The sequence below is a fragment of the Pseudomonas simiae genome (genome assembly GCF_000934565.1).
GTDB classification, from domain to species: Bacteria; Pseudomonadota; Gammaproteobacteria; order Pseudomonadales; family Pseudomonadaceae; genus Aquipseudomonas; species Aquipseudomonas simiae.
In genome coordinates this window covers 2,917,632-2,938,262 of sequence record NZ_CP010896.1, presented here as the reverse complement: position 1 = coordinate 2,938,262, position 20,631 = coordinate 2,917,632, and the positions used below count along the sequence as shown (strand labels likewise).

Sequence of the window (20,631 nt, the reverse complement as noted above, 5' to 3'; positions counted from 1 at the left end):
GCAACTGCTGACAGTATTTGCTCGACCTATTACGCGTGTAAGAAATTCGCGCGCAGCCCTGTGCGCTAATGACTAGACACTAGCACCACGCAACAAAATGACATCAGGTCCATCGTATTAGGATCGCCCCCTGAAAAGGCTTAAAAACCCCGTATTTACTGGCCCTCGGCAAACTGGATCGCGACCCTAGGATGTTTCCGACAAACTCTTACACATACCTGAGCAACCAGTTAAGGAAGCGTCTTACAAATAACTGCGACCAACTTTCAAACTTATTGTATTGAGGTTTTACATGGGCAAATGTATTCCCCTGGCGTCCTGCGCTTGCTGCGAGATCAGTCCCAACTACTCGCAATAGCGGTATCGGATATTCAATCATTGCTCAGTCCTTGAGATGAAAGTGAAGGCGCAATTATCAGTGCTGGAATAATGATTAATAGATACAGAACCCTGCCGAAAAGCAGTGCAGATGAATAACTACCGGCCTATAAGTCACGCGCACACAAAGACGCCGCACTGGATTTCAGGGCGGCGTGAGTGAAAAGATCAGATTTCAGGGGTTAAAGTACCCGTCTTGCAGCTGAAGGGTAACACCGCTGCAGCCTGTCAAATGGCGCTTTTGCCCCATGCGACAGGTGTAAGAAATACTTTTTTGAGAATATTCCTACAGGCTAAACAGCCTCAACCTGCAACGCAACGCGCTCGCGGCACGGGCACTCGTCCATGTAGCGATGCGCTTCCACGAACTGATTGAACGGAAACACGGTGGTTTTCAACGGTACCAGCACACGGTCGGCAGTCAGTTGGTTGATGTCCCTCAGCGCTCGCTGCAAGGCGACCTGGTCCTGGATGATGCCCAGTTCAGGCTTGCCGGTGAAATTGCCGATACAGTGCACAAAGAACTGAATGTTCTTCTGGAACGCTGCACAGGCCGGGAACGGTGTCTGGTTGCCGCCCTGCAAGCCATACAGCACCAGACTGCCACGCGGTGCGAGCACATCGCCCAGCAACGACATCTGCGGGCCGCCCAAACCGTCAAACACCACGTCAACACCACGGTTGTCGGTGAACTTGTTGATCTGCATCAGCAAGTCCTGCTCTTCGGTGACGATGACTTTCTCCGCACCGAGGGACAGCAGGTATTCACGCTCATCACTGTCTTTGGTGGCGGCAATCACCCGTATGCCCAGCGCTTTGCCCAGTTGCACAAAGGACGGCCCGGCGCAGTGACTGGCGTCCGTCACCAGGGCAAATTGCCCAGGCTTGACCCGCGCCAGATCCACGTACGCGAAGTAGGCAATCAATAGCGGCGTGTAGTGCACGCTCGCCTCGATAGGGCTCAAGACATCCGGATACCGGGTCAAGGCCGAACGGGGCAGGACGATCTGCTCGCCATACACCGGGTAATCATTGGGGCTCTCGGCCGGAAAACTGGCCACCTTATCGCCCACAGCCAAATCATCCACGCCATCGCCTACAGCGACCACGACACCGGCCATCTCATGACCAAGGCCGGACGGCAGGCGTGCATGGGAAGACGCCAGGTTCTGGCGCCACAGGATGTCATACCAGCTGATGCCAATCGCTTCGACACGCACCTGCACTTCGCCCGGTGCGGGCTGCGCGGCTGCATGCTCTTCGCATTTGAGCACCTCGGCCGGACCAAACTTGTGAAAACGGATCGTGCGGGACATCGCAAACCTCGTCAAAGTAACCTCTAATGCCATGAACTCTATCTGGGCTTTCCGGGTAAGGCCACCGGTCGCCATTAATAGTCGACATGTCTGTCATTGATTCCGCATGTGAGGGATAGACCTCAGCTATCGTAGGAAAACTCAATTATCCTGTGCAGAGTACCAGCCTTTCCCCGTAAGATTCATGCCGGCCATTGTTTACATATGGCCGCTCTCGTCAAGTTTGCTGACTCTTCCAGGACACAAGATGAACCGTAACGACCTGCGTCGTGTCGACCTTAACCTCTTGATCGTATTCGAAACCTTGATGCATGAGCGCAGTGTGACCCGCGCTGCCGAGAAATTGTTCCTCGGCCAGCCGGCCATCAGCGCGGCCTTGTCACGCCTGCGCGGGCTGTTTGATGACCCCTTGTTCGTGCGCACCGGCCGCAGCATGGAGCCATCGGCGCGGGCAGTGGAAATCTTCGCCCTGCTCTCCCCGGCGCTGGACTCTATTTCCACCGCCGTCAGCCGCGCCGCCGAGTTCGACCCGGCCACCAGCACTGCGGTGTTCCGCATCGGCCTTTCCGATGACGTTGAATTCGCGCTGCTGCCCCAACTGCTCAAACGCCTGCGCGCCGAAGCCCCCGGCATTGTGCTGGTAGTACGCCGCGTCAACTACATCCTGATGCCCGGCCTGCTGGCGTCCGGCGAAATCTCCATCGGCGTCAGCTACACCGCCGACCTGCCGGCCAACGCCAAACGCAAAGTGTTGCGCCGCAGCCTGCCCAAACTGCTGCGCGCCGACAGCGTACCGGGCTCCCTGAGCCTGGACGACTTCTGCGCCCGCCCCCATGCGCTGGTGTCGTTTGCCGGTGACTTGAGCGGGTTTATCGACGAAGAACTGGAGAAACTCGACCGCAAACGCCATGTAGTACTGGCCGTGCCGCAGTTCAACGGCCTGGGTACTTTGCTGGCAGGCACGGATATTCTGGCAACCGTGCCGGATTATGCGGCCGAGGCGCTGACCTCGGCGGGAGGCCTGCGGGCGGAGGACCCGCCGTTGCCGGTGCGCAGCTTTGAGCTGCATATGGCGTGGCGTGGGTCGCAGGATAACGATCCGGGTGAGCGGTGGTTGCGGTCACGGATTCAGATGTTTTTTGGCGACCCTGAGAGTCTTTAGGCGACGTCGGGCAGGCTGTTTATCTGATCATTTATGCCTTTTCATAGACCATGGAGACCCTTTCATTTCCAAGCCCGCCAGTCCCGTTGCCTTACCGAAATCGCCATCAACTTATTCTGGCCCAGCAAATACAACCGGGCCCCGTCAATAAATGGTTCCGACACCTGATGTTCGATCTGTTCGGCGATTAACTGCGCGCACAGCCTTTACTGCCAATGCGAACACCTTGAAGCGCAGGTGCGACACCTTCGGCCAGACCCTATGCACATCAGCGTTGCCGAAAAACCACTCGCGACACGAAGCAGACATTGGAGCAAGTAAATAAGCCCGTCGTTTTTCTTCCTTTGGCCTCGTTTTTTGCCACCCGTTTTCAGGTTGCTCGCCGATCACTCCGATAGGATCAGGCAATACTAAAATCGAATCAGGCATAGTTCCCAACCACTCCCCGCCCTAGCATAGCCTGACCTTATATATTCAGGAGTGCGCCCCATGCGTGCAGACAAAACCATTTTTATCACGGGCGTTAGTAGCGGCTTTGGCCAGGCCCTGGCGAAGGAAGCTCTCGCTCAGGGCCATCGAGTGATCGGCACTGTTCGCAGCGAATCCTCTCTGGCAACGTTCCAGGCGCTCTTGCCTGAGAGAGCCCATGGCGTGGTGCTGGACGTTACCCACTTTAATGCCATCGACGCCGTCGTCGCCGCTGTTGAGGATCAGTATGGCCCGGTGGACGTGCTGGTTAACAACGCGGGTTATGGCCACGAAGGGGTTTTCGAGGAGTCGTCGCTGGAGGAAATGCGCCGTCAGTTCGACGTCAATGTATTCGGCGCGGTGGCGATGACCAAGGCGTTTGTGCCCTTTTTTCGCCAGCGACGGGCGGGACGTATCCTCAATATCACGTCCATGGGTGGCTATATCACCATGCCAGGTATTGCTTACTACTGCGGCAGCAAATTTGCCCTGGAGGGCATCTCTGATACGTTGAACAAAGAGCTTGCGCCCTTCAATATTTTTGTAACGGCCGTGGCGCCGGGGTCTTTCCGAACGGACTGGGCAGGTCGTTCGATGCGGCGTACGCCGCGCAGCATCAGTGACTACGATGCGACGTTCGACCCGGTGCGAAAAGCCCGTGAGGAAAAAAGCGGTCTTCAACTGGGCGACCCGCAGAAAGCCGCACGCGCCATGATGACTATTATCACCAGCCCTAATCCGCCGGCTCAACTGCTGCTGGGCAGCGACGCCCTGGCTCTGGTGCGTGACAAGCTGCAGCGGACGGCGGAGAGTATTGAGCAATGGGAAGCGCTGAGCTGTTCCACGGACGGCTGAGCATAAAAGTGGAGAACGTACAATCGATGCCGAAATCCAAGGATCCGAGCAATGCGCGTATGGTGCAGTTGATGGGCCAGCTTGCACCGCTGGAGGGTTACAACCTGAGTCCGCTGGATGATGTGCGTTTTCTGCGTTCCAACCGGCCGCTGAAGCGCACGCCGGTTCTATATGAACCAGGCATCGTCATCCTCTGTCAGGGGCAGAAACGCGGCTATCTGGGTGATGACATTTACATCTACGACGCCCAGCATTATCTGGTGGTGTCAGTGCCCGTGCCTTTTACAATGGAGACTGACGCTAGCGAGGCGGAGCCAATGCTGGCGGTGTACATACGTCTGGATTTCAATCTGGCCGGTGAGCTGATTCAGCAGGTAGATGAGGTATGGAACATCCGCGTGGCTCAGCCTATGGGTATGTACGCCTCGCCCATGGACGAACCGCTGCGCCAGTCGACCCTGCGTTTTCTGGAAGTCATGGGCGACTGCACCGACGCGCAAATCCTCGGACCGGCGATGTTGCGCGAACTCTACTACCGCATCCTCACTGGCGAACAAGGCGGCACCCTACGCGCGGCTATCGCCCAGCAGGGTCAGTTCGGCAAGGTGACGCGCGCCATTCACAAAATCCACCACTGTTACCACGAGCGTCTGGATGTAGAAATCCTCGCCCAGGAAGCGCAGATGAGCGTGCCTAACTTTCATCTACATTTTCGCAAGGTGACCGATTCCTCGCCTATGCAGTACCTCAAGTCGACGCGGTTGCATCAAGCGCGACTACTGATGCTGCGTAACGACCTGACAGCGGCCAAGTCGGCATTTCTGGTGGGTTATGAAAGTGCTTCGCAATTTAGCCGCGATTTCAAACGCCTCTTCGGACGCACGCCAATAGCGGAGGTGGCATGGATGAAGCAGGCTTATGCGTTGCCGGCACCGCCAACCCCTTTGCCCTTCGTGTCATCACACTGAGTTTCAAACAATCCTGTCTTGGCCGTCGCCAGTAGGCTTGGGATCGTGCGGATGGCGTGCCTGCCGATACGGCGGGCGAGTGAAGTTTCACATCTGCGGCCGCATGGATGAACAGTAAGGGTCTGGTGAAGACGTCTGGACAAAGTAAATGGTCTGAACACGATCAGATTTCCCGAAAGAGCCACTCGCCAGTTCGCATTTTCGTTTCTTGACACAGTGCTCGAATTTCCAGATTATCGATCAATGACGCCTACAAATCTCGTTAGCATGATGCGCCCCTTGATGACTGCCTTTGGCGGGCCATAGGGCGATGTGCGCTTAGAACAGAAGCATTGACCAGAAGCCCCGCCAGAAATGGATGGGGCTTTTTCATTCCCCTTCCAACTCATTGATGACAAGGAGAGTGAAGATGCTGTTGATCCGCCCAGCCAAACGTACTGACGCCGAGGCCGCGTTTGATATACGCCTCCAGGCGATCCGGCATCAATGCATTACCGTCTATACCGCTGAGCAAGTAATGGCGTGGACTGATGTGCCGCTCACAGACCGATATCGGGCTTGGGTGGAAAAGGAGTACCACGTTGCCTGGTTGGGCGAGATACCGGTCGCAACAGGTCTGATTGATTTCCAGTCTGGAGAGATAGGCGCTATTTTCGTATTGCCTGCATTCATGGGACAGGGGATTGGCAAGACAATGCTCCTATACCTTGAGCGACTGGCCTTTAACGCTGGGATCCTCGACATCCATTTAGATGCTACCCCTAACGCAGCCGCGTTCTACCGTCGGTGTGGCTATCACGGAGATATTCAAGCTATCTATACCTCGCCCTCCGGTCTTGAGCTGGCTTGTACACCGATGCGGAAACAGTTGGCCAGTGGAGAGCTCCTGTAACGCGGGTGACGAGCAGGCTGCCGAACTCAAGTTGAGTAAGTCAGTCCGGCATGCAGTCGTGGAGGAAGCTTAACCCTGGAGATCCGGCGTTGAAGTGAAGCGTCAGGTCATAAGCCCCCATTCGCGATCGCCCGCGCGCCCGATGTAAAGGGGGGCAAAACTGGGCGCGCATTCATTTTCATCGCCGCGATGCTGATAGCGAACCTGTCGCGATATGAATACATCAACGGTCCCGGCGAGGCCGAAGACGGGCATCTTGATGCATTCCATCATCCAACCATCATGGTTCCAAAAACGTTGATCGTATGCGCACGTAGCCACTTGCGGGCACTTCAGTGATCTGTACGGATATATCCACCTTCTGCTGGCGCAGCACCGGCTCGAAAATGTCAGCGAGCACCTCCAGCAGGAGACTGCTGATGGTGTGGCGTTTTTCATCATCGCCAGCCTTACCGGAAACAGTCGACACGTTCAGATGGATGAACTCCTGAGGCTCAACGCAATCACCTACGAAATAGCTGTCGTATCGAATGAGCCGCGTCTTAACCAAGTCCAGCCGCAGTCCGGAAACCTCAACAAGGGTGTTATGAAGGCGCTGGCTAGCCTCCTTGAAATTAACGTCACTCCCTACCCCTGCGGTGTACTCAAGGTATACATGTGGCATGTTCAACTCCTTGGGCGTAATCAAACACCGACCGGCAGGCGCCGGCCGGGTAACCTGCCTGTCAGCGCGTTGGGATAATGGGGAACTTCGGGTGCTCCATCGGCATATCCAGCGTCAACCCGAGGGGGTCGGTACGGTGGTTGGAAGCCCCGGTGTAGCGTGCCGAAACGGGCAACCACAGGGTTGAATACACCCATCGTGGCGTATTAGAGCTGTTAGCGGGAGCCGCGTGGATCACGTTCATGTCATGCACGGTGGCATCGCCGGCTTTGAGCGAAATAGGCGGTGACATTTCGAACTCATCCAGCACCCAAGGATGTTCGTCGAGCAACGTTACGTTATCGCGGCGATTGAAGTAGCGCCCCAGCATGCCCGCTCGGTGGCTGCGGCTGAGAAACTGCATGGTCCCCATCTCCGGCGTGAGATCGACCAGCGCGATCCAGATATTCAGCGCTCCTTGCCGGTCCAGTGGATGATGTGGAAAGTCCTGGTGCCAGGGAGTGTCACCGCCGGCTTCGGACTCGGGGTTCTTGGCGAACACATGGTCCGAATAGAACCGCACCTCCTCGCCCGCCAGTTGCGACGCAATGCTGGCCAGCTGCGGCGAGTGGCTGAGTGCCTTGATCTGCGGACAGGTGGCGGAGACTTCATCCCAGCGCGCATACCAGCGGTAGGCATTTTCGATCTGCTTGCCGGGATCGTTGCGATCGACGGTGCGCGCGACTTCGCCCATCCGGGTCTTGGCCTCGTTGAGCAGCATCTGCACGGTTTGGGCGTTGATCACATTTTCCAGTTTCATCCAGCCGTTGGCCCGATAATCCAGGATTTGCTGGGCGTCCAGAGAGTGCGGCGCGTAGCCGTCGTTTGCCTCGGTCTTCATGACTGCTTGCATGTTCAATCTCCAATGTTTCCAGGTTTATTGAGCACTGCTTCAGGCGGCCGATTGCGCGGCCATGGGTTGCTTGCGCAGCAACACGAGCGTCAACGCCCAGCCCGCGGCCAACAGCAGCGAGGACAAGACGATAACTTGGATGAAGCCATGGCCGAACTGGGCGGCGTCGGCAACGTTGATCAACAGACTGAAGATCGCCACGCCAATCAGGCCGCCCACCTGGCGCGACGCATTGACGATGGCCGACGCCACGCCGGACTTGTCACTGCTGACATGGTTAACGGCGGTGGCAGTCAAGGTGGGCACCGTCAGTGAGATACCGAAGCCGATGACAAACATCTGCACGGCAATGTGGGCGTAAGGCGCCCCACCCACGAACGGCGTGAGCGCAACCACGCCGAGCAGCGCGATGGCCAGCCCCAACGACAGCAGGCGCCGCTCACCCAACTTGGGCAACCAACGGGCCGCCAACTGATTGCCGAAGAACAGCACGCCAGTCATGGGAATAAAGGCCAGTCCGGTATTGATCACCGAATAGTGATTGACCTGCTGCAAAAAAATGCTGAACACGAAAATCAGCCCGTAGAACACAAAGTTCACGATCACTCCCAATATCGAGGCCAGGCTGAAGGCCGCATTGTTGAAGACCGCGAGCGGAACCATCGGTCGTGCGGTACGTGATTCGACCCACAAAAATCCGAGCAGGCCGCCAAGGAAGCACAGCGCATGCATCACAACGCGTTGGTCCAGACCTTTCTGGCGGCCCAGCTCGATGACGGTGTAGGTCAGGTTGGCCAGGGTAAACAACGCCAGCAGTTGCCCCCACAGGTCAAAACCGCCTTTGTGATTGGCCGGAATTCGCGGTGCGTTGATCAGGCACAACACAATGCCGATCAGGCCAATCGGCAAGTTGATGAAAAAAATGCTGCGCCACCCGAACACACCGATCAGTAACCCGCCCACGACCGGACCGGCCGCCAGCGCAATGCCCGCTACGCCCGCCCACAAGGCAATCGCCTTGCTGCGTTCGGCAGGCACTTCAAAGGTGATACGCACCAGGGCCAGGGACGTCGGCACCAGCAGTGCAGCACCGATGCCTTGCAGCGCTCGAAAGCCAATCAGCGACGGCAACGTCTGGGCCAGGCCACAGCCCAGCGAGGCCAGGGTAAAGACCACATACCCCCATAAAAACACTTTCTTGTGCCCGAACCGGTCACCCAGCGCGCCCCCGGTGAGCAGGAAGGAGGCAAACAAAAGCGTGTAAGCGTTGACGATCCATTGCAGTTGCAGCACATCGGTGGCGAACTCGGCCTTGAAACTTTCGAGCGCGACGTTGACCACGCTGACATCAAGCAACACCACCACGAACCCCAGGCAGGTGGCGAGCAACGTTAATTTCTTCTTGCTGGAAGTATCCATTATCAATTCCTCACGGGATGTTGAACGCAGCAGGCAGTGCCTCAAGCACGGCCTCGATCTGCGCCTTGAACGCCAGCGCCGTTGAGCGCTCTACTTTCAGCGAACTGAAGGCCAACGCTGCATGCCAGGTGCCATTGAACCGGGCCAAGTGCAGGACGAAGTCGTAGTTGCCACCGGTGCGGTTGACCAACGTTGAGAAACCGATCACAGAAGCCGCGGGATGCGTCAGGAACCGCTCCAGCGACCCGGTGTTGGTAAACGCCAGGGCGGGCCTCGGGGTGTGGTCGAGCACCGTCTCTTCGTGTGTTCCCAATAGCGCCCTGGCCTCGGCCACCGCCTGCGCATACCGCTCGATACACCCATACAGATCCGGGCTCTGGCTATCGAGCGTGGTTTTGCGCACGTCAATCAAGCAGGCCTTGGTCAGCGGAGCCCCAGCAGCGCCAGGCTCACGTCGTGAATACGCGGTGAACAAATCGAACGCGGGGACGCCGAAATGCCTGAGATAGCTATGAGCAAAAACCCCGCCCCAAATGGCGTTGGTGCTGAAACCCGACGCCGTGCGCAGTTGATCGATGCGTTTTTCGGCCTCGCTACTGACCTGCAACCGGACAAAATCGGCGTAACTGGCTTTGCCTGTCTCGATGGGTGAACCGCGCCAATGCGCCAGGCGTATGCGGAACGCATGCGCCGCTCGATCATCGAGGCTGGCGGGCATCTCACCCAGGTAGCCGGCGAGGCTATTGACCAATCTGGCGGTGCTGTAACCGTCGGAGATCGCATGGTTGCGCGTGAGCAGGATATGGGTCTGATCGATCTCGGGGTCGGTCACCACCAGCGCCCTCCAGCCTTCCTGGTCGGCCAGCAAACGGTTGAGCTCAAGCTTGAGCAAAACGTCGGGAAGCAACGATGTCGGGGGGGTGCAAGGTAGTGCCTGGACCTCGTCTTCGACTGCCACGAACCCATGCCTGTCGTTGCCAACAGGCACTATCTTCTGGCGCAGAAACGCATAGTCGGCGACCAATTGCCCAAATGCCTTGCACGCCCGCAGCGGGCTGACGCACCCCGGCACCGTGAGCAATGTGGTCACTTGGGTATTGCCGTTGCGGTTAAGGAAATTCTGGTGAAACCGCTGTTCGGTTTCGTCCAGCAAGCGGTGCGGCTGCATACCGGCCTCCGTGGCAGTGCCTATCGGTCGATGAATTGCATCATTCGCTGTTCGTAGCGTTCACCCGCCACCGCCCACTGCCCAAGCAACGCCTGGATCGCGTGCGATTGTTCGTCGTTTAACACGCAGGCATCGGCAGCCACGTTCTCTTCCAGGTAGGCGACCCGCTTGGTTCCGGGGATCACTGCCAGGTGCGGGCTGCGCGTGAGCAACCAGGCCAGCGCCAACTGCGCAGGCGTCATCGACCACGAATCGGCCAGCGCAAGAATCGACTCGGTCAGAAAGGTGTTGGCGGCAAAGTTTTCTTCGCGAAAGCGCGGGTCTTGCTGGCGGAAGTCATTGGCGTCGTAGTGAGTAGCGCTGGCCGCCTTGCCGGTCAGGAACCCGCGGCCCAATGGGCAGAAAGCGACGTAGCCGATGCCGAGGTTGTGCAACAGCGGCAGGATCTCTTGCTCGACATTGCGCTCCCACAACGAGTACTCACCCTGTATCACTGAAATCGGGTGAGTGGCATGGGCGCGCTCGATGGTGCGCGTGCCCACCTCGCAAAGGCCCAGGTACTTGACCTTGCCCTGCTCGACCAGACGCCCCATCGCCCCAACAACTTCTTCGATGGGAACCGTAGGATCCAACCGGTGCTGATACAGCACGTCGATGTAATCGGTCCCCAAGCGTTTGAGCGAGGCCTCGACGACTCTTTGCAGATTGCTTTCAGAACTGTCCACGCCAACGATCTGGCCGTCGACGATGCGGAAACCGAACTTGGTGGCGATGACCACCTCCCCGCGGCGCCCGGCAAAAGCGCGCTGCAACAGCCGCTCATTGGTAAACGGCCCGTAAGCCTCGGCCGAATCGAAGAAGTTCACGCCCAGCTCCAACGCTCGATGCAAGGTGCGTAGCGATTCGTTGTCATCCGTGGCGCCATACCACTGGCTCATCCCCATGCAGCCCAGCCCTATGCGGCCAACCTGCAGACCCTGTGTGCCCAACGTGATCGTCGAAACCATGGAATCGCCCTCCTTGTGATACTGATCGTTCTACATCTTTTTCAAATTATCGCCTCCCCGTCAATACAATGTTTCTAAATACTTTGTTTTATTTCGGGTTTGAATGCCCTTAGCAGGAGCCATAAACATGATAAATAACTATATAAATCAATTTATTAACGCCTAATAACCGATCTTAAAATTTTATTCCGCCAAAACCAAATGATTGGATCCAATAACCAGAAACATATTGACACATATATTTTGAGCGTCTAAACACTCTCAACAGAGACATCACGGTCTCTTTTTCTTTCCACAAGATCGAGGACGAACGCATGGGCAAGATGGACTCTTGGATCGGCCATTGGCAGCGCGGGGTGCCGACCTTCAAAGCGGAATGCGCCCAAGCGCAAGCGAACTATTTGGAAAGGCTCGACAAGCCCCTAAAGACCCAGGAACACGTGCTCGAAGACATCATTCACGTGTGCCAGAAGTCGTTGTTTTGGAAAGAAAACGGTTTTCAGGTCAGCCACTGCAACGGCAGGATCACCCGCACCAACATCCCGGTCATGACCTATGAAGGGTTCCGCGACATCCTGGTGCGTGAAGGCCAGCAAAAAGGCGGAATACTCAGTTGCAGCCCGGTGGTGCGCTGGCTCAAGACCAGCGGTACCACCGGGCAATCCAAGCGCATTCCCTACACGCTGCACTGGATTCGCCAGTACCGGGTGCCGGCCATCAAGGCCATGTGGGGGTTCTTTGCCCATGACTACCCGGCCCTGCACGCAAATCCGTGGGCCACACTGGACACGCAAACCGTTCGAGACCCAAGCAACGAGTACGTTGAAGGTTTGCCCTACCAGGCGATCAGCAACCGCCACCCGCAGATCGGCAGCGGCGACTGGAACCCGCCCTGGTATGAAGCGCCCTGGTTTACGCCGACGCCGGATGCCAGCCATGAGCAGAAGATGTATGCACGGCTGCTGTGGACACTGGGTGAGGACGTCAGATTACTCACGGCCATCAACCCCAGCACTCTGCTCTCCCTGCACCATTGCCTGCTGGAAAACCGTGAACGCCTGCTGCGCGACCTGCACGACGGCGCCCATGCCGGCAGCCTCATGCGGGCAGCTGACCCTGCGGCTGCGCACCGGCTGGAGAGTGTGTTGGCCCGCGACGGGGTGTCACTGCCGGATGTATGGCCGGGGCTGGAGCGCTTCAGTTGCTGGACTGCAGCGTCGGCCAAGCTCTACAAGCCCCAATTGGAGCGAATCATGGGGCAGGCCAAGGTGCTGCCATTCATGTCATGCGGCACCGAAGGCGTGGTGACCCTGCCCGTGGATGACGATCAGGACAGCCAGCCGTTGGCGGTTGATCAGGCGTTTTTCGAGTTCATTCCCGTATCAGTGGATATGGATGCGCTGATACGTGATCAGGTGCAGCCGCAGACCGTGTCTCTGGATCAGCTCAAGGAAGGCGACGAATACCACCTGGTCATGTGGCAGGGCAACGGGATGGTGCGCATGTACACCGGCGATATCTATCGCGTGCACGGCTACTACCGAGGCGTGCCGCGTATCAGTTTCAGCCGGCGTAATGGGGTGATGCATTCTTTCACCGGCGAAAAGATCACCGAGACCCAACTGCACGAAGCGGTGCAGATGTGTGGCATCCCCAATGCCGGGCTTTACCTGTGCGCCCCGGTCTGGAACGAAACGCCCTATTACGCCGTGGCCATCGAGGCGGCAGGCGCGCCTTGCGGTGAGTCGGAGCGCCTCAGTCAGTTACTCGATGGCCATCTGCAGGCGATCAATATCGAGTACGAGTCCAAGCGTTCCAGCAAGCGCCTGGGACAAATCAAGGTCATCACTGTGCCTGGCAACGCGATCTCCATGGCGATCGAACAGGAAAAAGCCGCCAGGAAAACCCTGCAGATCAAGTACAAGCCCTTCCAACCCGACCTGTCCCTGCTGGGCATCCAGCAACTCTGATCTTGAGAGGCACTCATGAACATGCACTTGTTTCAGCACAACATTGCGCGTGAAGTCCACTACCTGGCTCAGGCAGACCGGCGGATGGCCCTGCATGCCTGGCGCCCGCAGCAGCCGCAAGGCGCCATCCTGTATTTTCATGGGCTGCAAAGCCACGCCGGTTGGTTGTGGTCGGTAGGTAATGCATTCGCCAACCTGGGCATCGCGTTCTACGCCCTGGACCGCGAAGGGTGCGGTATCAGCAGCGGTCAGAAACATGGGTTCCCGGACGTGCGTACGTTGCACACGGATGCCTCGGCCGCCATCGAACACATTCGTCGCGAAGTGCCCGACGATGTGCCGCTTTGCCTGTTCGGGCACTGCCTGGGCGGATCGGTGCTGGCCGCCATCGCAAGCAGCCCCCGCGCCGAGCTGCCCTATGACAATCTCGTCATCTGTTCGGCCTGGCTGGGCAAAATGCATGACCGGCTCAGTGAACAGGAGCGCGCCGACATCGATCTGGACGACAGGCAGACGCTGTGGGATGCGGGGCTCAACCCGGACGACTTCACCGCCAACCCGAATCTGGCCGAATTCATCCGCAACGACACGCTGGCCACCACTCATTTGCAACATCGAGAGCGGAAAAAATTGCTGGCGCTGGAAAAGGTCTACCTGGCGGCCGATGCCCGACCCATCGACGCCCCCAGCCTGTTTATCTGCGCCAACAAAGACCCGCTGGTGGATGTGAACGCCACCGTTGGTCACTTCCAGCGCCTGTGCCGCAACGGCTCTACCCTGCTGGTCAATCAGGACAAGCACTACCTGTTTTTCACCCCCGCGATGGGCCAGGTGGTGCAGTTCACCGCAGATTTCGTCAAGGCCAACGGACGCTACGCCTATGACGCCGCCTGAGGTCTACCTGGTACGCCAGCCCATGGCCAACCCGTTCGTGCATGGCGCCCACCAACGCCACACTTCAGACAGTGTGGTGCTCAGCTGGACGCTCGGCGCCTTTACAGGGATCGGTGAATGCGCGCCGCGCCGCTACGTGACAGGCGAAGACTGCGAGTCGGTGCTGACCCAACTGCGCAGCCTTGACTTCGCGCACTTGGCAAAAGCATTGGCCAGCGGCGACCCGGTCGACCGGGGGCGCGCACTATATGAACATGGCCTGCCATTCGAGGCCAGTGAGAACCTGGGTAACAACACGCGGTGCGTGGTGGAAATGGCGGTACTCGACTCGCTGGCCCAACAGGCCGGCCTGCCATTGTCCACCTACCTGCTGCGCATCACCGAGGCCGTCGCGACGGCACGCCGCACCGTACCCGCGCACATCAACATCACCCAGGTACTCGACCTGTCGCAACCGGTTCAGGCGTTCCTTGAACAGCGCAAACCGTTGCGCTCGCTCAAGCTCAAACTGGCCGGTGATCCGCACGCCAACCAACAACGCCTGGAAACCATCCGGGCACTGGCGCCGACCCTGGCGTTGTACGTCGACCCGAACATGAGTTGGTCGGCCGAACAACTCCACGGCAGCGCGCGACAGTTTCATGCACTGGGTGTCGCGCTGTTCGAGGAACCCTTGCCGCCCGGCAGCCTGGAGGATTACCGCCAGGCGAGGCTCAAGCATGGCGTGGCAATCATGCTCGACGAGTCGGTCACCTCGGCGTCCAGCCTGGCGCGGGCGTGGCAACACCAGGCGCTGGATGCGGTGAACCTTCGGATCGCCAAATGCGGTGGGCTGTTGGCCAGTGCGCGAATGATCGAGCAGTGCCACGCGTGGGGGCTGCCCGTTTACCTTGGCGTGCAAGTTGCCGAAGTCGGACCGCTGATCGCCGCGCACCGTGCGCTGCTCACGGCCTACGAGGGTTTTATCGGCGTGGAAGCCGGGCAACACGATCGTTTTTTCCACACCGACCTGCTCGAACCGATGCCAGCCATTGATAGAGAACACAACGCCATTCACTTGCCCGTTCCGACGCGAACAGGCCTTGGCTGCCGCCTGACGTCCCATGTGCAGCCCTACCACTGTGCAACCGGTGTCGACAGACACCCCAACGAATCTCTTCACATGGAGCGTGCACGATGAAGTATTTCTCCGATCTGCTTGTCGATCTTCTGATCAACCAGGGCATTGAGTACGTCTGCTTCAACCCCGGCGCGTCATTTCGCGGCATTCATGACTCGCTGGTGCATCACCCCGACCCGGCCGTACCGGCCATCCTGATGTGCTGCCACGAGGAAATTTCGGTGGCAATGGCCCACGGTTATTACAAGGCCAGCGGCAAGCATATGGCGGTGCTGGTACATGCCAATATCGGCTTGCAGCACGCGAGCATGGCCATCTTCAACGCCTGGTGCGATCGGGTCCCGCTGTTGGTGCTCGGCGGCAACGGGCCGATCGACGCCGCACTGCGTCGCCCCTGGATCGACTGGATCCACACGTCCCAGGGCATCGACAAGTTGCTCTCGGGTTACACCAAATGGACCGATATGCCGGTCTCCCAAGCCGCCACGCTGGAATCGGTGCAACGGGCGCTCAAGCTGTGCGCGGCCGAACCTCACGCCCCTTGTTATGTCGCCATCGACAGTGCAGTTCAAGAAGAGTCACTGGCGCCGGGACTCTTGCTGCCATCCGGCGCGGTACGCCCGGAACGCCTGCCGGCACTGGACGATGAGCAACTGAACGAACTGGTGGACCGCATGCTGGCGGCACAACACCCCGTGATCGCGATTGATTACGCCGCACTGGACGATGAGCAGGCCGAGCAAACGCTGAGGCTCGCCACCCTCACAGGCGCGGCGGTGATTTCACGTAACGGCCGCTACAACGTGCCCAATACCCATCCGCTGGTGTTCCAGGACCACGATGCACAACTGATGAGCGAGTGCGACTTTCTGCTGGCCTTGGAAGTCCAGGATCTTTATGGGCTGCTCGCCAACTCCGGACAGCAACCCCACGCTGGTCTTTACATCGCGACCCTGGGCACCCACTCGCTGTTGATCAGCAGTTGGGTGGCCGACAGCCAGAAGCTGGTGTGCGCCGACCTGGCGCTGCACGCCAATGTGGCGGCCTCCATCACGCGTATCGCACAGGCGGCGCAGGCGTTGGCGGCGTCTCGCACTCACACGGCACAGACGTTGGTCGATGAGCGCACCCAGCGCATTGCGGCCCACAAGCAGGCGCGTCGCCAGGCGCTGCTGGCGCAAGTCACCCAACCCGCCGACGGCTTGACCATCGCCCAGGCGCTGATCGCTATCCACGAAGCCATCGGGCATGAACGTTGGGTACTCACCAACACTGGCAGCGTGACAATCGACACCCTGGTGCGCGGGCTCTGGCCCATCGAGCGCAGTGAAGCGTATATCGGCATGAGCGGCGGCGCCGGGCTGGGTTATGGCCTGGGCGCAGCCATCGGTGCGGCCGTCGCCCACAAAGGCAGCGGCCGGCTGTGCGTCAATCTGCAATCGGATGGCGACCTGCTCTATACCCCAAGCGCCTTGTGGACCTTGTCCGCCTACGACATTCCCCTGCTGGTGCTGGTGATCAACAACCGTCTCTACCTCAATTCCAAGCAGCACGCCGAACGGATTGCCGACCTGCGTCAACGGCCCAGCGACCTGTCCAATCTGGCGACCAGCTTTCATGAGAACGAGGTGGACTTCGTCGCCCTGGCGAAAACCTTTGACCTCTATAGCCCTGGCAGTGCCGAGACACCGGCGCAGATCGGGGAAAAGATCTGCGACTGCCTGTCCTACATGCGCACCTACGGCAAGCCTGCCCTGCTCGAAATCAAGACCCTCTAGGAGCTTCCCATGTCGATCATTTTCGAATGCGCGCGGGATGGCCAGCGCTACGTCACCCGCCCCAGCTCCACCGGGCCCTACACCCTTTATCCGGTGAGCGACCTGTACACGCTGCTGCGCGACACACCGGCGGGCGAATACCCCGGCGGGCCGCTGGAATACCTGCACGAGCACAGCCCTGCGCCGTTGACCGTTGCGGACCTTGCCGGCTTCGAGCTGCTGCCCTGCCTGCAACCGCCCGACCCACGCCAAGGCATGGTGTGCGGCTTTGGCCTGACCCATCAGAGCAAAGTCGCGGAACCACCGCAACACGGCGAGCGCCCGGCCTTCTTTATCAAGGGCTTTGCCGACTCCCTCAAGCGCAGCGGCGACGTACTGCGCATGAACCGCGGCGCACTCTCGGCATGCGAAGAAGCTGAAGTGGTAGCGCTGTTTCTGGTGGCCGATAACAGTCGCCCGACCTATATCGGCTACACCTTCGGCAACGACCTGACCGATATCGCCCTGGCCAAATCCAAGCGCAACTACCTGGCCTACGCCAAGTTACAACCCAGCGCCATCTCCCACCTGCTCTACCGCCAGCCCCTGCCCGAACTGATACAGGGCAAGACATCCATCTACCGCGCGGGCGACCTGCACTGGGAGCAAGGCTTCAGCACCGGCCTGTCGTGCCTGTGCTATGACGCCGACGACCTGTTCGAAACCCTTTGGCAGCACCCGTCGCTGCGCCTGCCCGGCACGCTGATCTACCTGTACCTGGGCGCCGATCGCAACAGCGCCGATGCCGGTATCCACCTTAGCCACGGCGATACCGTGGTGTGCGATTTCGACAACGGCCCGCGCCTGAGCAACTTGATCGAATGGGAGAACGTTCATGTTTAAACGCATTGTTTTGCTCAAAAGCCCTGACGCGGCCGCCGTATCCACGCTGCTGCAGGAACTGCACGCATTTCCCGGCCAGGTGCCAGGCTTGGTAGCGGTGGAGGTGATCGCAGACAGCGGCGAGCGGTCACTGGGCTTCGACCAGGGTTTTATCCTCACGTTTACCGACGAGTCGGTACTCCCCGGCTGGCGGGAACATCCGCTGCACGCGGGTTTCCGCCCCAGGTTGCGCGCGTTGTGCCAGATGTTGATTTTCGATTACCCGCACCCTGCGCCCGCACACCAGAAGGAAGACCACTATGCCTACGTTTGAACCCACTACTGAGGTGTTGGTCATCGGCGGCTCTGCCGGGATCGGTTTTGCAATCGCCAAACTGTTCCACCAGCAAGGAGCGAGAGTCACCTTGGCCGGGCGCAGTACGACGCGGTTGCATCGCGCTGCGCACGACATCGGCCCGAACGTGGCAACCGAGGCACTGGACGTTACGCAACCGGCGCAGCTGGAGGATTTTTTCTCCCGGCCGACGCGCTGGAAGCATATTGTCGTCACCGCCGCCTCGCTGACCTTCGGCCCACTGCGTAGCGTTTCTCTGGAGGATGCCCAGCGCATCTTCGACAGCAAGTTCTGGGCGGCTTATCACATTGCCCGGCTCGCCACCTTTGACGAGCACAGCTCGCTCACGCTGGTCTCCGGGCGCTTTGCCCAGCGCGCCGGTGCGCAAACTGCGCTGATCAGCGCAGTCAATGCCGGCATCGAGGGGCTGGCACGTGGGCTGGCCAGCGAACTCTCACCGGTGCGGGTCAACGTGCTCTCACCGGGCTTTGTCGACACTGGCATGCATCCCGAAGCCCTGGTAGAAAAAATGCGCCAGCGCAGCCAAGCACTGCCGGTCAAGCGCATCGCGCTTCCTGAGGATATCGCCTCGGCCGCCCTGTTGCTGGCGACCAACTCAATGATCAGCGGCACCGTACTGGCCGTGGATGGCGGCGATACGGTGACATTGACCTGAGGTTTGCGACGCATGGGCGAAATACTGAATCAAGACTGAGATAGACTGGTCTATATCAGAATGTTACGGTTTTCGCCCATTTCTACTGCCCGAGCCTGGAGTTCCGAGTTGTCTGTATCGAAAAAGCAGCATGTCGTCGACACTGCTACCAGCCTGTTTTCCCAATACGGTTTTCACCCCGTGGGCGTCGACTGGATCATTGAAGCCTCTGGCGTCGCCAGGATGACGATGTACCGTAATTTCGCGGGTAAAGAAGACTTAGTCAAAACCGTGCTGTTACAGCGCTCGGATCATCTGCTCAAGCAATTGAAGATGCGCATGGACGAAAAGCCCAGTCTGGAAGAGAAGATCATCTCGATCTTTGATTGGCGAGGCCAGTGGTTCTGCTCGACCAGCTTCGCAGGCTGTTTGTTCGGCCGAGCGGTGGCCGAATTCCCGGACCGCTCGGATATCCGAGAGATCGCCCTCGATTACAAGCGCAAGCTGCATGGACTTGTAGAAGACGAAATAACCCGCCACTACCCCCAAGAGACCGCCACGACACTCGCGACCTACATCATTATGCTGCTGGACGGGGCGACGGTGAGTGCCCATGCGTTCAGTGGAAGTCACTATGCGAGTGATGCATGCGATGCGGCGCTAATGTTGCTTCGATTTAACGTAGGCAAGCAAATTCGCTGAACGGCTCGTTGCCGCTAGGGCGGCACCAATCCATTGCGCTCAATAAGCGGGGCCGTCAAATTCCCCCGGTACTTCGGGGCTGGCGCAGGCTATTAGACCTATCGCGATAGCCGCTATTGAAACGGTCTATGAAGCATTAATCCCAAATGATTTGCTTCTGCCGCCGTTCTTGAAAGTCGATGGGTTGATTCCAAACTGCTTGCGAAACGCCGTCGCAAAATGACTCGCGTTGGCGTACCCCAGGTCCGAGGCAATGCGCATCACGGATTCATCACCGCTCATCAAGCGGCTGCGTGCCTGAATCATTCGTGCTTGCTGAAACACGCCGTAGACACTGTTGAAAAACAGTTGGCGAAACCCGCGTGTCAGCTTGGGTTGGCTCAACCCGGACTCACGCGCCAACTCCGACAGGCTCGGCGCCTTGCCCAGGTCTTCGAGCAGACGCTCACGGGCACGCACCAACCTTTGGCGGTCGGTGTTACTGACGCGACAGGTGCATTCAGCGTCCTGGCGCACCTCAAGGAACAAACTCACCAGCGTAACGCTCTGCCCGTAGAGCCATAGACTGCTGCGCGGCTGGGCGGGTGACAGTCCGGCCCCCTGATCCATAGCGCTGCCGAGCAGGTGCGCAGTCGCGCTCATTTCGCCACTGCGGTGTCCATCGAGGAAGCATTGGTCACAGGCCAGCGCTTTGTTCAACAGTGGATCGAGTTTCAACTCCCATTGCTCAAGCACTTCAGGACGAATCATCACGGTGATGTTATCGATCTCGCCGTGCTGGTGATACAGGCCATGGCGGCAACGCCCGAAGCTGATGCTGCCGGCGCCCTCGTCAATTGCATAGCGCCGTTGCCGACGCCCCTCCTGAAAGCTGCACGAGGCTTTACCCTTGAGCAGGTTGGTGAAACTGAAATGGATGCAATCACTGTCGTCTTGCAAGGGCAATTCGATCGGCTGTTCGAACGTACTTTGCCAACGCACGATGTCCAGCCCGTCCTGCAGCGACACGCGGGTCACGCGACAGTGCGCCCCTGGTCCGAGGTCGCTTCCATATCCTCCCGTAATGATTCGCGAGACCGGCATCGGCTCCCCTGCGCCTCCTTGAAC

General features: G+C 58.8%; 20 protein-coding genes. 12 read left to right on the top strand and 8 right to left on the bottom strand.

Features of this window, described 5'->3' with window-relative positions:
* Nucleotides 1–671: 671 nt before the first annotated feature.
* A complete protein-coding gene (locus PF1751_RS13130) occupies nucleotides 672–1,694 on the bottom strand; it encodes a zinc-dependent alcohol dehydrogenase family protein (protein ID WP_010210545.1) in 1,023 nt (340 codons plus the stop codon).
* 247 nt (nucleotides 1,695–1,941) lie between these two features.
* On the opposite strand from PF1751_RS13130, the gene PF1751_RS13125 reads away from it, so the two are divergent.
* Nucleotides 1,942–2,856 (top strand): LysR family transcriptional regulator, encoded by a 915-nt coding sequence (locus PF1751_RS13125; RefSeq protein ID WP_010210548.1) that lies wholly within the window; start codon nucleotides 1,942–1,944, stop codon nucleotides 2,854–2,856.
* Nucleotides 2,857–3,000: 144 nt separating this feature from the next.
* On the opposite strand, the gene PF1751_RS28870 is transcribed toward PF1751_RS13125, so the two are convergent.
* Nucleotides 3,001–3,285 carry a hypothetical protein gene (locus PF1751_RS28870; RefSeq protein ID WP_144407260.1) on the bottom strand — a complete coding sequence of 95 codons (285 nt, stop codon included), beginning with the start codon at nucleotides 3,283–3,285 and terminating at the stop codon, nucleotides 3,001–3,003.
* Nucleotides 3,286–3,345: 60 nt separating this feature from the next.
* Here PF1751_RS28870 and PF1751_RS13120 point away from each other — a divergent pair, with 60 nt between their 5' ends.
* The 3 genes from PF1751_RS13120 (at nucleotide 3,346) to PF1751_RS13110 (ending at nucleotide 6,039) form a co-directional block, all read left to right on the top strand.
* The gene (locus tag PF1751_RS13120) at nucleotides 3,346–4,179 is read left to right on the top strand and encodes an oxidoreductase (protein ID WP_044287168.1); all 834 of its coding nucleotides are present in this window, start codon (nucleotides 3,346–3,348) and stop codon (nucleotides 4,177–4,179) included.
* A gap of 26 nt (nucleotides 4,180–4,205) precedes the next feature.
* On the top strand, nucleotides 4,206–5,147 hold the full coding sequence (locus PF1751_RS13115) for an AraC family transcriptional regulator (RefSeq protein ID WP_044287167.1): 942 nt from the start codon (nucleotides 4,206–4,208) through the stop codon (nucleotides 5,145–5,147).
* A 409-nt stretch (nucleotides 5,148–5,556) separates the two neighbouring features.
* Nucleotides 5,557–6,039: a GNAT family N-acetyltransferase gene (locus tag PF1751_RS13110; RefSeq protein ID WP_021492020.1), complete on the top strand. Its 483-nt coding sequence runs from the start codon at nucleotides 5,557–5,559 to the stop codon at nucleotides 6,037–6,039.
* 280 nt (nucleotides 6,040–6,319) lie between these two features.
* Here PF1751_RS13110 and PF1751_RS13105 read toward each other — a convergent pair whose 3' ends face one another.
* From PF1751_RS13105 to PF1751_RS13085, 5 genes are all read right to left on the bottom strand, one after another.
* The gene (locus tag PF1751_RS13105; RefSeq protein WP_021492018.1) at nucleotides 6,320–6,703 is read right to left on the bottom strand and encodes a tautomerase family protein; all 384 of its coding nucleotides are present in this window, start codon (nucleotides 6,701–6,703) and stop codon (nucleotides 6,320–6,322) included.
* 61 nt (nucleotides 6,704–6,764) lie between these two features.
* Nucleotides 6,765–7,595, bottom strand: coding sequence for a phytanoyl-CoA dioxygenase family protein (locus tag PF1751_RS13100; RefSeq protein WP_021492017.1), 831 nt, complete (start codon nucleotides 7,593–7,595; stop codon nucleotides 6,765–6,767).
* Between the two features lie 39 nt (nucleotides 7,596–7,634).
* Nucleotides 7,635–9,014, bottom strand: coding sequence for an MFS transporter (locus PF1751_RS13095; protein WP_044287166.1), 1,380 nt, complete (start codon nucleotides 9,012–9,014; stop codon nucleotides 7,635–7,637).
* A gap of 10 nt (nucleotides 9,015–9,024) precedes the next feature.
* Entirely contained in the window at nucleotides 9,025–10,182 is a 1,158-nt protein-coding gene (locus PF1751_RS13090; protein ID WP_044287165.1) for a hypothetical protein, read from the bottom strand.
* Between the two features lie 20 nt (nucleotides 10,183–10,202).
* Complete coding sequence (locus tag PF1751_RS13085) at nucleotides 10,203–11,189, bottom strand: aldo/keto reductase (protein ID WP_010210562.1); 987 nt, start codon at nucleotides 11,187–11,189, stop codon at nucleotides 10,203–10,205.
* Nucleotides 11,190–11,503: 314 nt separating this feature from the next.
* On the opposite strand from PF1751_RS13085, the gene PF1751_RS13080 reads away from it, so the two are divergent.
* The 8 genes from PF1751_RS13080 to PF1751_RS13045 all read left to right on the top strand — a co-directional run bounded on the left by PF1751_RS13080 (nucleotide 11,504) and on the right by PF1751_RS13045 (nucleotide 19,524).
* The gene (locus tag PF1751_RS13080) at nucleotides 11,504–13,159 is read left to right on the top strand and encodes a GH3 family acyl-acid amido synthetase (RefSeq protein WP_010210563.1); all 1,656 of its coding nucleotides are present in this window, start codon (nucleotides 11,504–11,506) and stop codon (nucleotides 13,157–13,159) included.
* Nucleotides 13,160–13,174: 15 nt separating this feature from the next.
* Complete coding sequence (locus PF1751_RS13075; protein ID WP_021492013.1) at nucleotides 13,175–14,053, top strand: alpha/beta hydrolase; 879 nt, start codon at nucleotides 13,175–13,177, stop codon at nucleotides 14,051–14,053.
* Nucleotides 14,040–15,233 carry an enolase C-terminal domain-like protein gene (locus PF1751_RS13070; protein WP_044287164.1) on the top strand — a complete coding sequence of 398 codons (1,194 nt, stop codon included), beginning with the start codon at nucleotides 14,040–14,042 and terminating at the stop codon, nucleotides 15,231–15,233. Before PF1751_RS13075 ends, PF1751_RS13070 begins: the two co-directional genes overlap by 14 nt.
* The gene (locus PF1751_RS13065) at nucleotides 15,230–16,951 is read left to right on the top strand and encodes a thiamine pyrophosphate-binding protein (protein ID WP_044287163.1); all 1,722 of its coding nucleotides are present in this window, start codon (nucleotides 15,230–15,232) and stop codon (nucleotides 16,949–16,951) included. The genes PF1751_RS13070 and PF1751_RS13065 overlap by 4 nt, the downstream gene beginning before the upstream one ends.
* Nucleotides 16,952–16,960: 9 nt before the next feature.
* Complete coding sequence (locus tag PF1751_RS13060; RefSeq protein WP_044287161.1) at nucleotides 16,961–17,833, top strand: sugar transporter; 873 nt, start codon at nucleotides 16,961–16,963, stop codon at nucleotides 17,831–17,833.
* Nucleotides 17,826–18,146, top strand: coding sequence for a Dabb family protein (locus PF1751_RS13055; protein WP_010210569.1), 321 nt, complete (start codon nucleotides 17,826–17,828; stop codon nucleotides 18,144–18,146). The genes PF1751_RS13060 and PF1751_RS13055 overlap by 8 nt, the downstream gene beginning before the upstream one ends.
* On the top strand, nucleotides 18,133–18,843 hold the full coding sequence (locus PF1751_RS13050; RefSeq protein WP_021492009.1) for an SDR family oxidoreductase: 711 nt from the start codon (nucleotides 18,133–18,135) through the stop codon (nucleotides 18,841–18,843). Before PF1751_RS13055 ends, PF1751_RS13050 begins: the two co-directional genes overlap by 14 nt.
* A 108-nt stretch (nucleotides 18,844–18,951) precedes the next feature.
* The gene (locus tag PF1751_RS13045) at nucleotides 18,952–19,524 is read left to right on the top strand and encodes a TetR/AcrR family transcriptional regulator (RefSeq protein WP_010210571.1); all 573 of its coding nucleotides are present in this window, start codon (nucleotides 18,952–18,954) and stop codon (nucleotides 19,522–19,524) included.
* A gap of 126 nt (nucleotides 19,525–19,650) precedes the next feature.
* Here the strand turns inward: PF1751_RS13045 and PF1751_RS13040 are convergent, their stop codons facing one another.
* On the bottom strand, nucleotides 19,651–20,541 hold the full coding sequence (locus PF1751_RS13040) for a helix-turn-helix domain-containing protein (RefSeq protein ID WP_010210572.1): 891 nt from the start codon (nucleotides 20,539–20,541) through the stop codon (nucleotides 19,651–19,653).
* Between the last annotated feature and the right edge of the window lie 90 nt (nucleotides 20,542–20,631).

What these genes read in the sequence shown, in the direction of transcription:
- PF1751_RS13065 (WP_044287163.1), top strand. Translation starts at nt 15,230, where the DNA reads ATGAAGTATTTCTCCGATCTGCTTGTCGATCTTCTGATCAACCAGGGC.
- PF1751_RS13080 (WP_010210563.1), top strand. Translation starts at nt 11,504, where the DNA reads ATGGGCAAGATGGACTCTTGGATCGGCCATTGGCAGCGCGGGGTGCCG.
- PF1751_RS13090 (WP_044287165.1), bottom strand. Translation starts at nt 10,182, where the DNA reads ATGCAGCCGCACCGCTTGCTGGACGAAACCGAACAGCGGTTTCACCAG.
- PF1751_RS13075 (WP_021492013.1), top strand. Translation starts at nt 13,175, where the DNA reads ATGAACATGCACTTGTTTCAGCACAACATTGCGCGTGAAGTCCACTAC.
- PF1751_RS13095 (WP_044287166.1), bottom strand. Translation starts at nt 9,014, where the DNA reads ATGGATACTTCCAGCAAGAAGAAATTAACGTTGCTCGCCACCTGCCTG.
- PF1751_RS28870 (WP_144407260.1), bottom strand. Translation starts at nt 3,285, where the DNA reads ATGCCTGATTCGATTTTAGTATTGCCTGATCCTATCGGAGTGATCGGC.
- PF1751_RS13120 (WP_044287168.1), top strand. Translation starts at nt 3,346, where the DNA reads ATGCGTGCAGACAAAACCATTTTTATCACGGGCGTTAGTAGCGGCTTT.
- PF1751_RS13115 (WP_044287167.1), top strand. Translation starts at nt 4,206, where the DNA reads ATGCCGAAATCCAAGGATCCGAGCAATGCGCGTATGGTGCAGTTGATG.
- PF1751_RS13085 (WP_010210562.1), bottom strand. Translation starts at nt 11,189, where the DNA reads ATGGTTTCGACGATCACGTTGGGCACACAGGGTCTGCAGGTTGGCCGC.
- PF1751_RS13105 (WP_021492018.1), bottom strand. Translation starts at nt 6,703, where the DNA reads ATGCCACATGTATACCTTGAGTACACCGCAGGGGTAGGGAGTGACGTT.
- PF1751_RS13130 (WP_010210545.1), bottom strand. Translation starts at nt 1,694, where the DNA reads ATGTCCCGCACGATCCGTTTTCACAAGTTTGGTCCGGCCGAGGTGCTC.
- PF1751_RS13055 (WP_010210569.1), top strand. Translation starts at nt 17,826, where the DNA reads ATGTTTAAACGCATTGTTTTGCTCAAAAGCCCTGACGCGGCCGCCGTA.
- PF1751_RS13110 (WP_021492020.1), top strand. Translation starts at nt 5,557, where the DNA reads ATGCTGTTGATCCGCCCAGCCAAACGTACTGACGCCGAGGCCGCGTTT.
- PF1751_RS13060 (WP_044287161.1), top strand. Translation starts at nt 16,961, where the DNA reads ATGTCGATCATTTTCGAATGCGCGCGGGATGGCCAGCGCTACGTCACC.
- PF1751_RS13125 (WP_010210548.1), top strand. Translation starts at nt 1,942, where the DNA reads ATGAACCGTAACGACCTGCGTCGTGTCGACCTTAACCTCTTGATCGTA.
- PF1751_RS13070 (WP_044287164.1), top strand. Translation starts at nt 14,040, where the DNA reads ATGACGCCGCCTGAGGTCTACCTGGTACGCCAGCCCATGGCCAACCCG.
- PF1751_RS13050 (WP_021492009.1), top strand. Translation starts at nt 18,133, where the DNA reads ATGCCTACGTTTGAACCCACTACTGAGGTGTTGGTCATCGGCGGCTCT.
- PF1751_RS13100 (WP_021492017.1), bottom strand. Translation starts at nt 7,595, where the DNA reads ATGCAAGCAGTCATGAAGACCGAGGCAAACGACGGCTACGCGCCGCAC.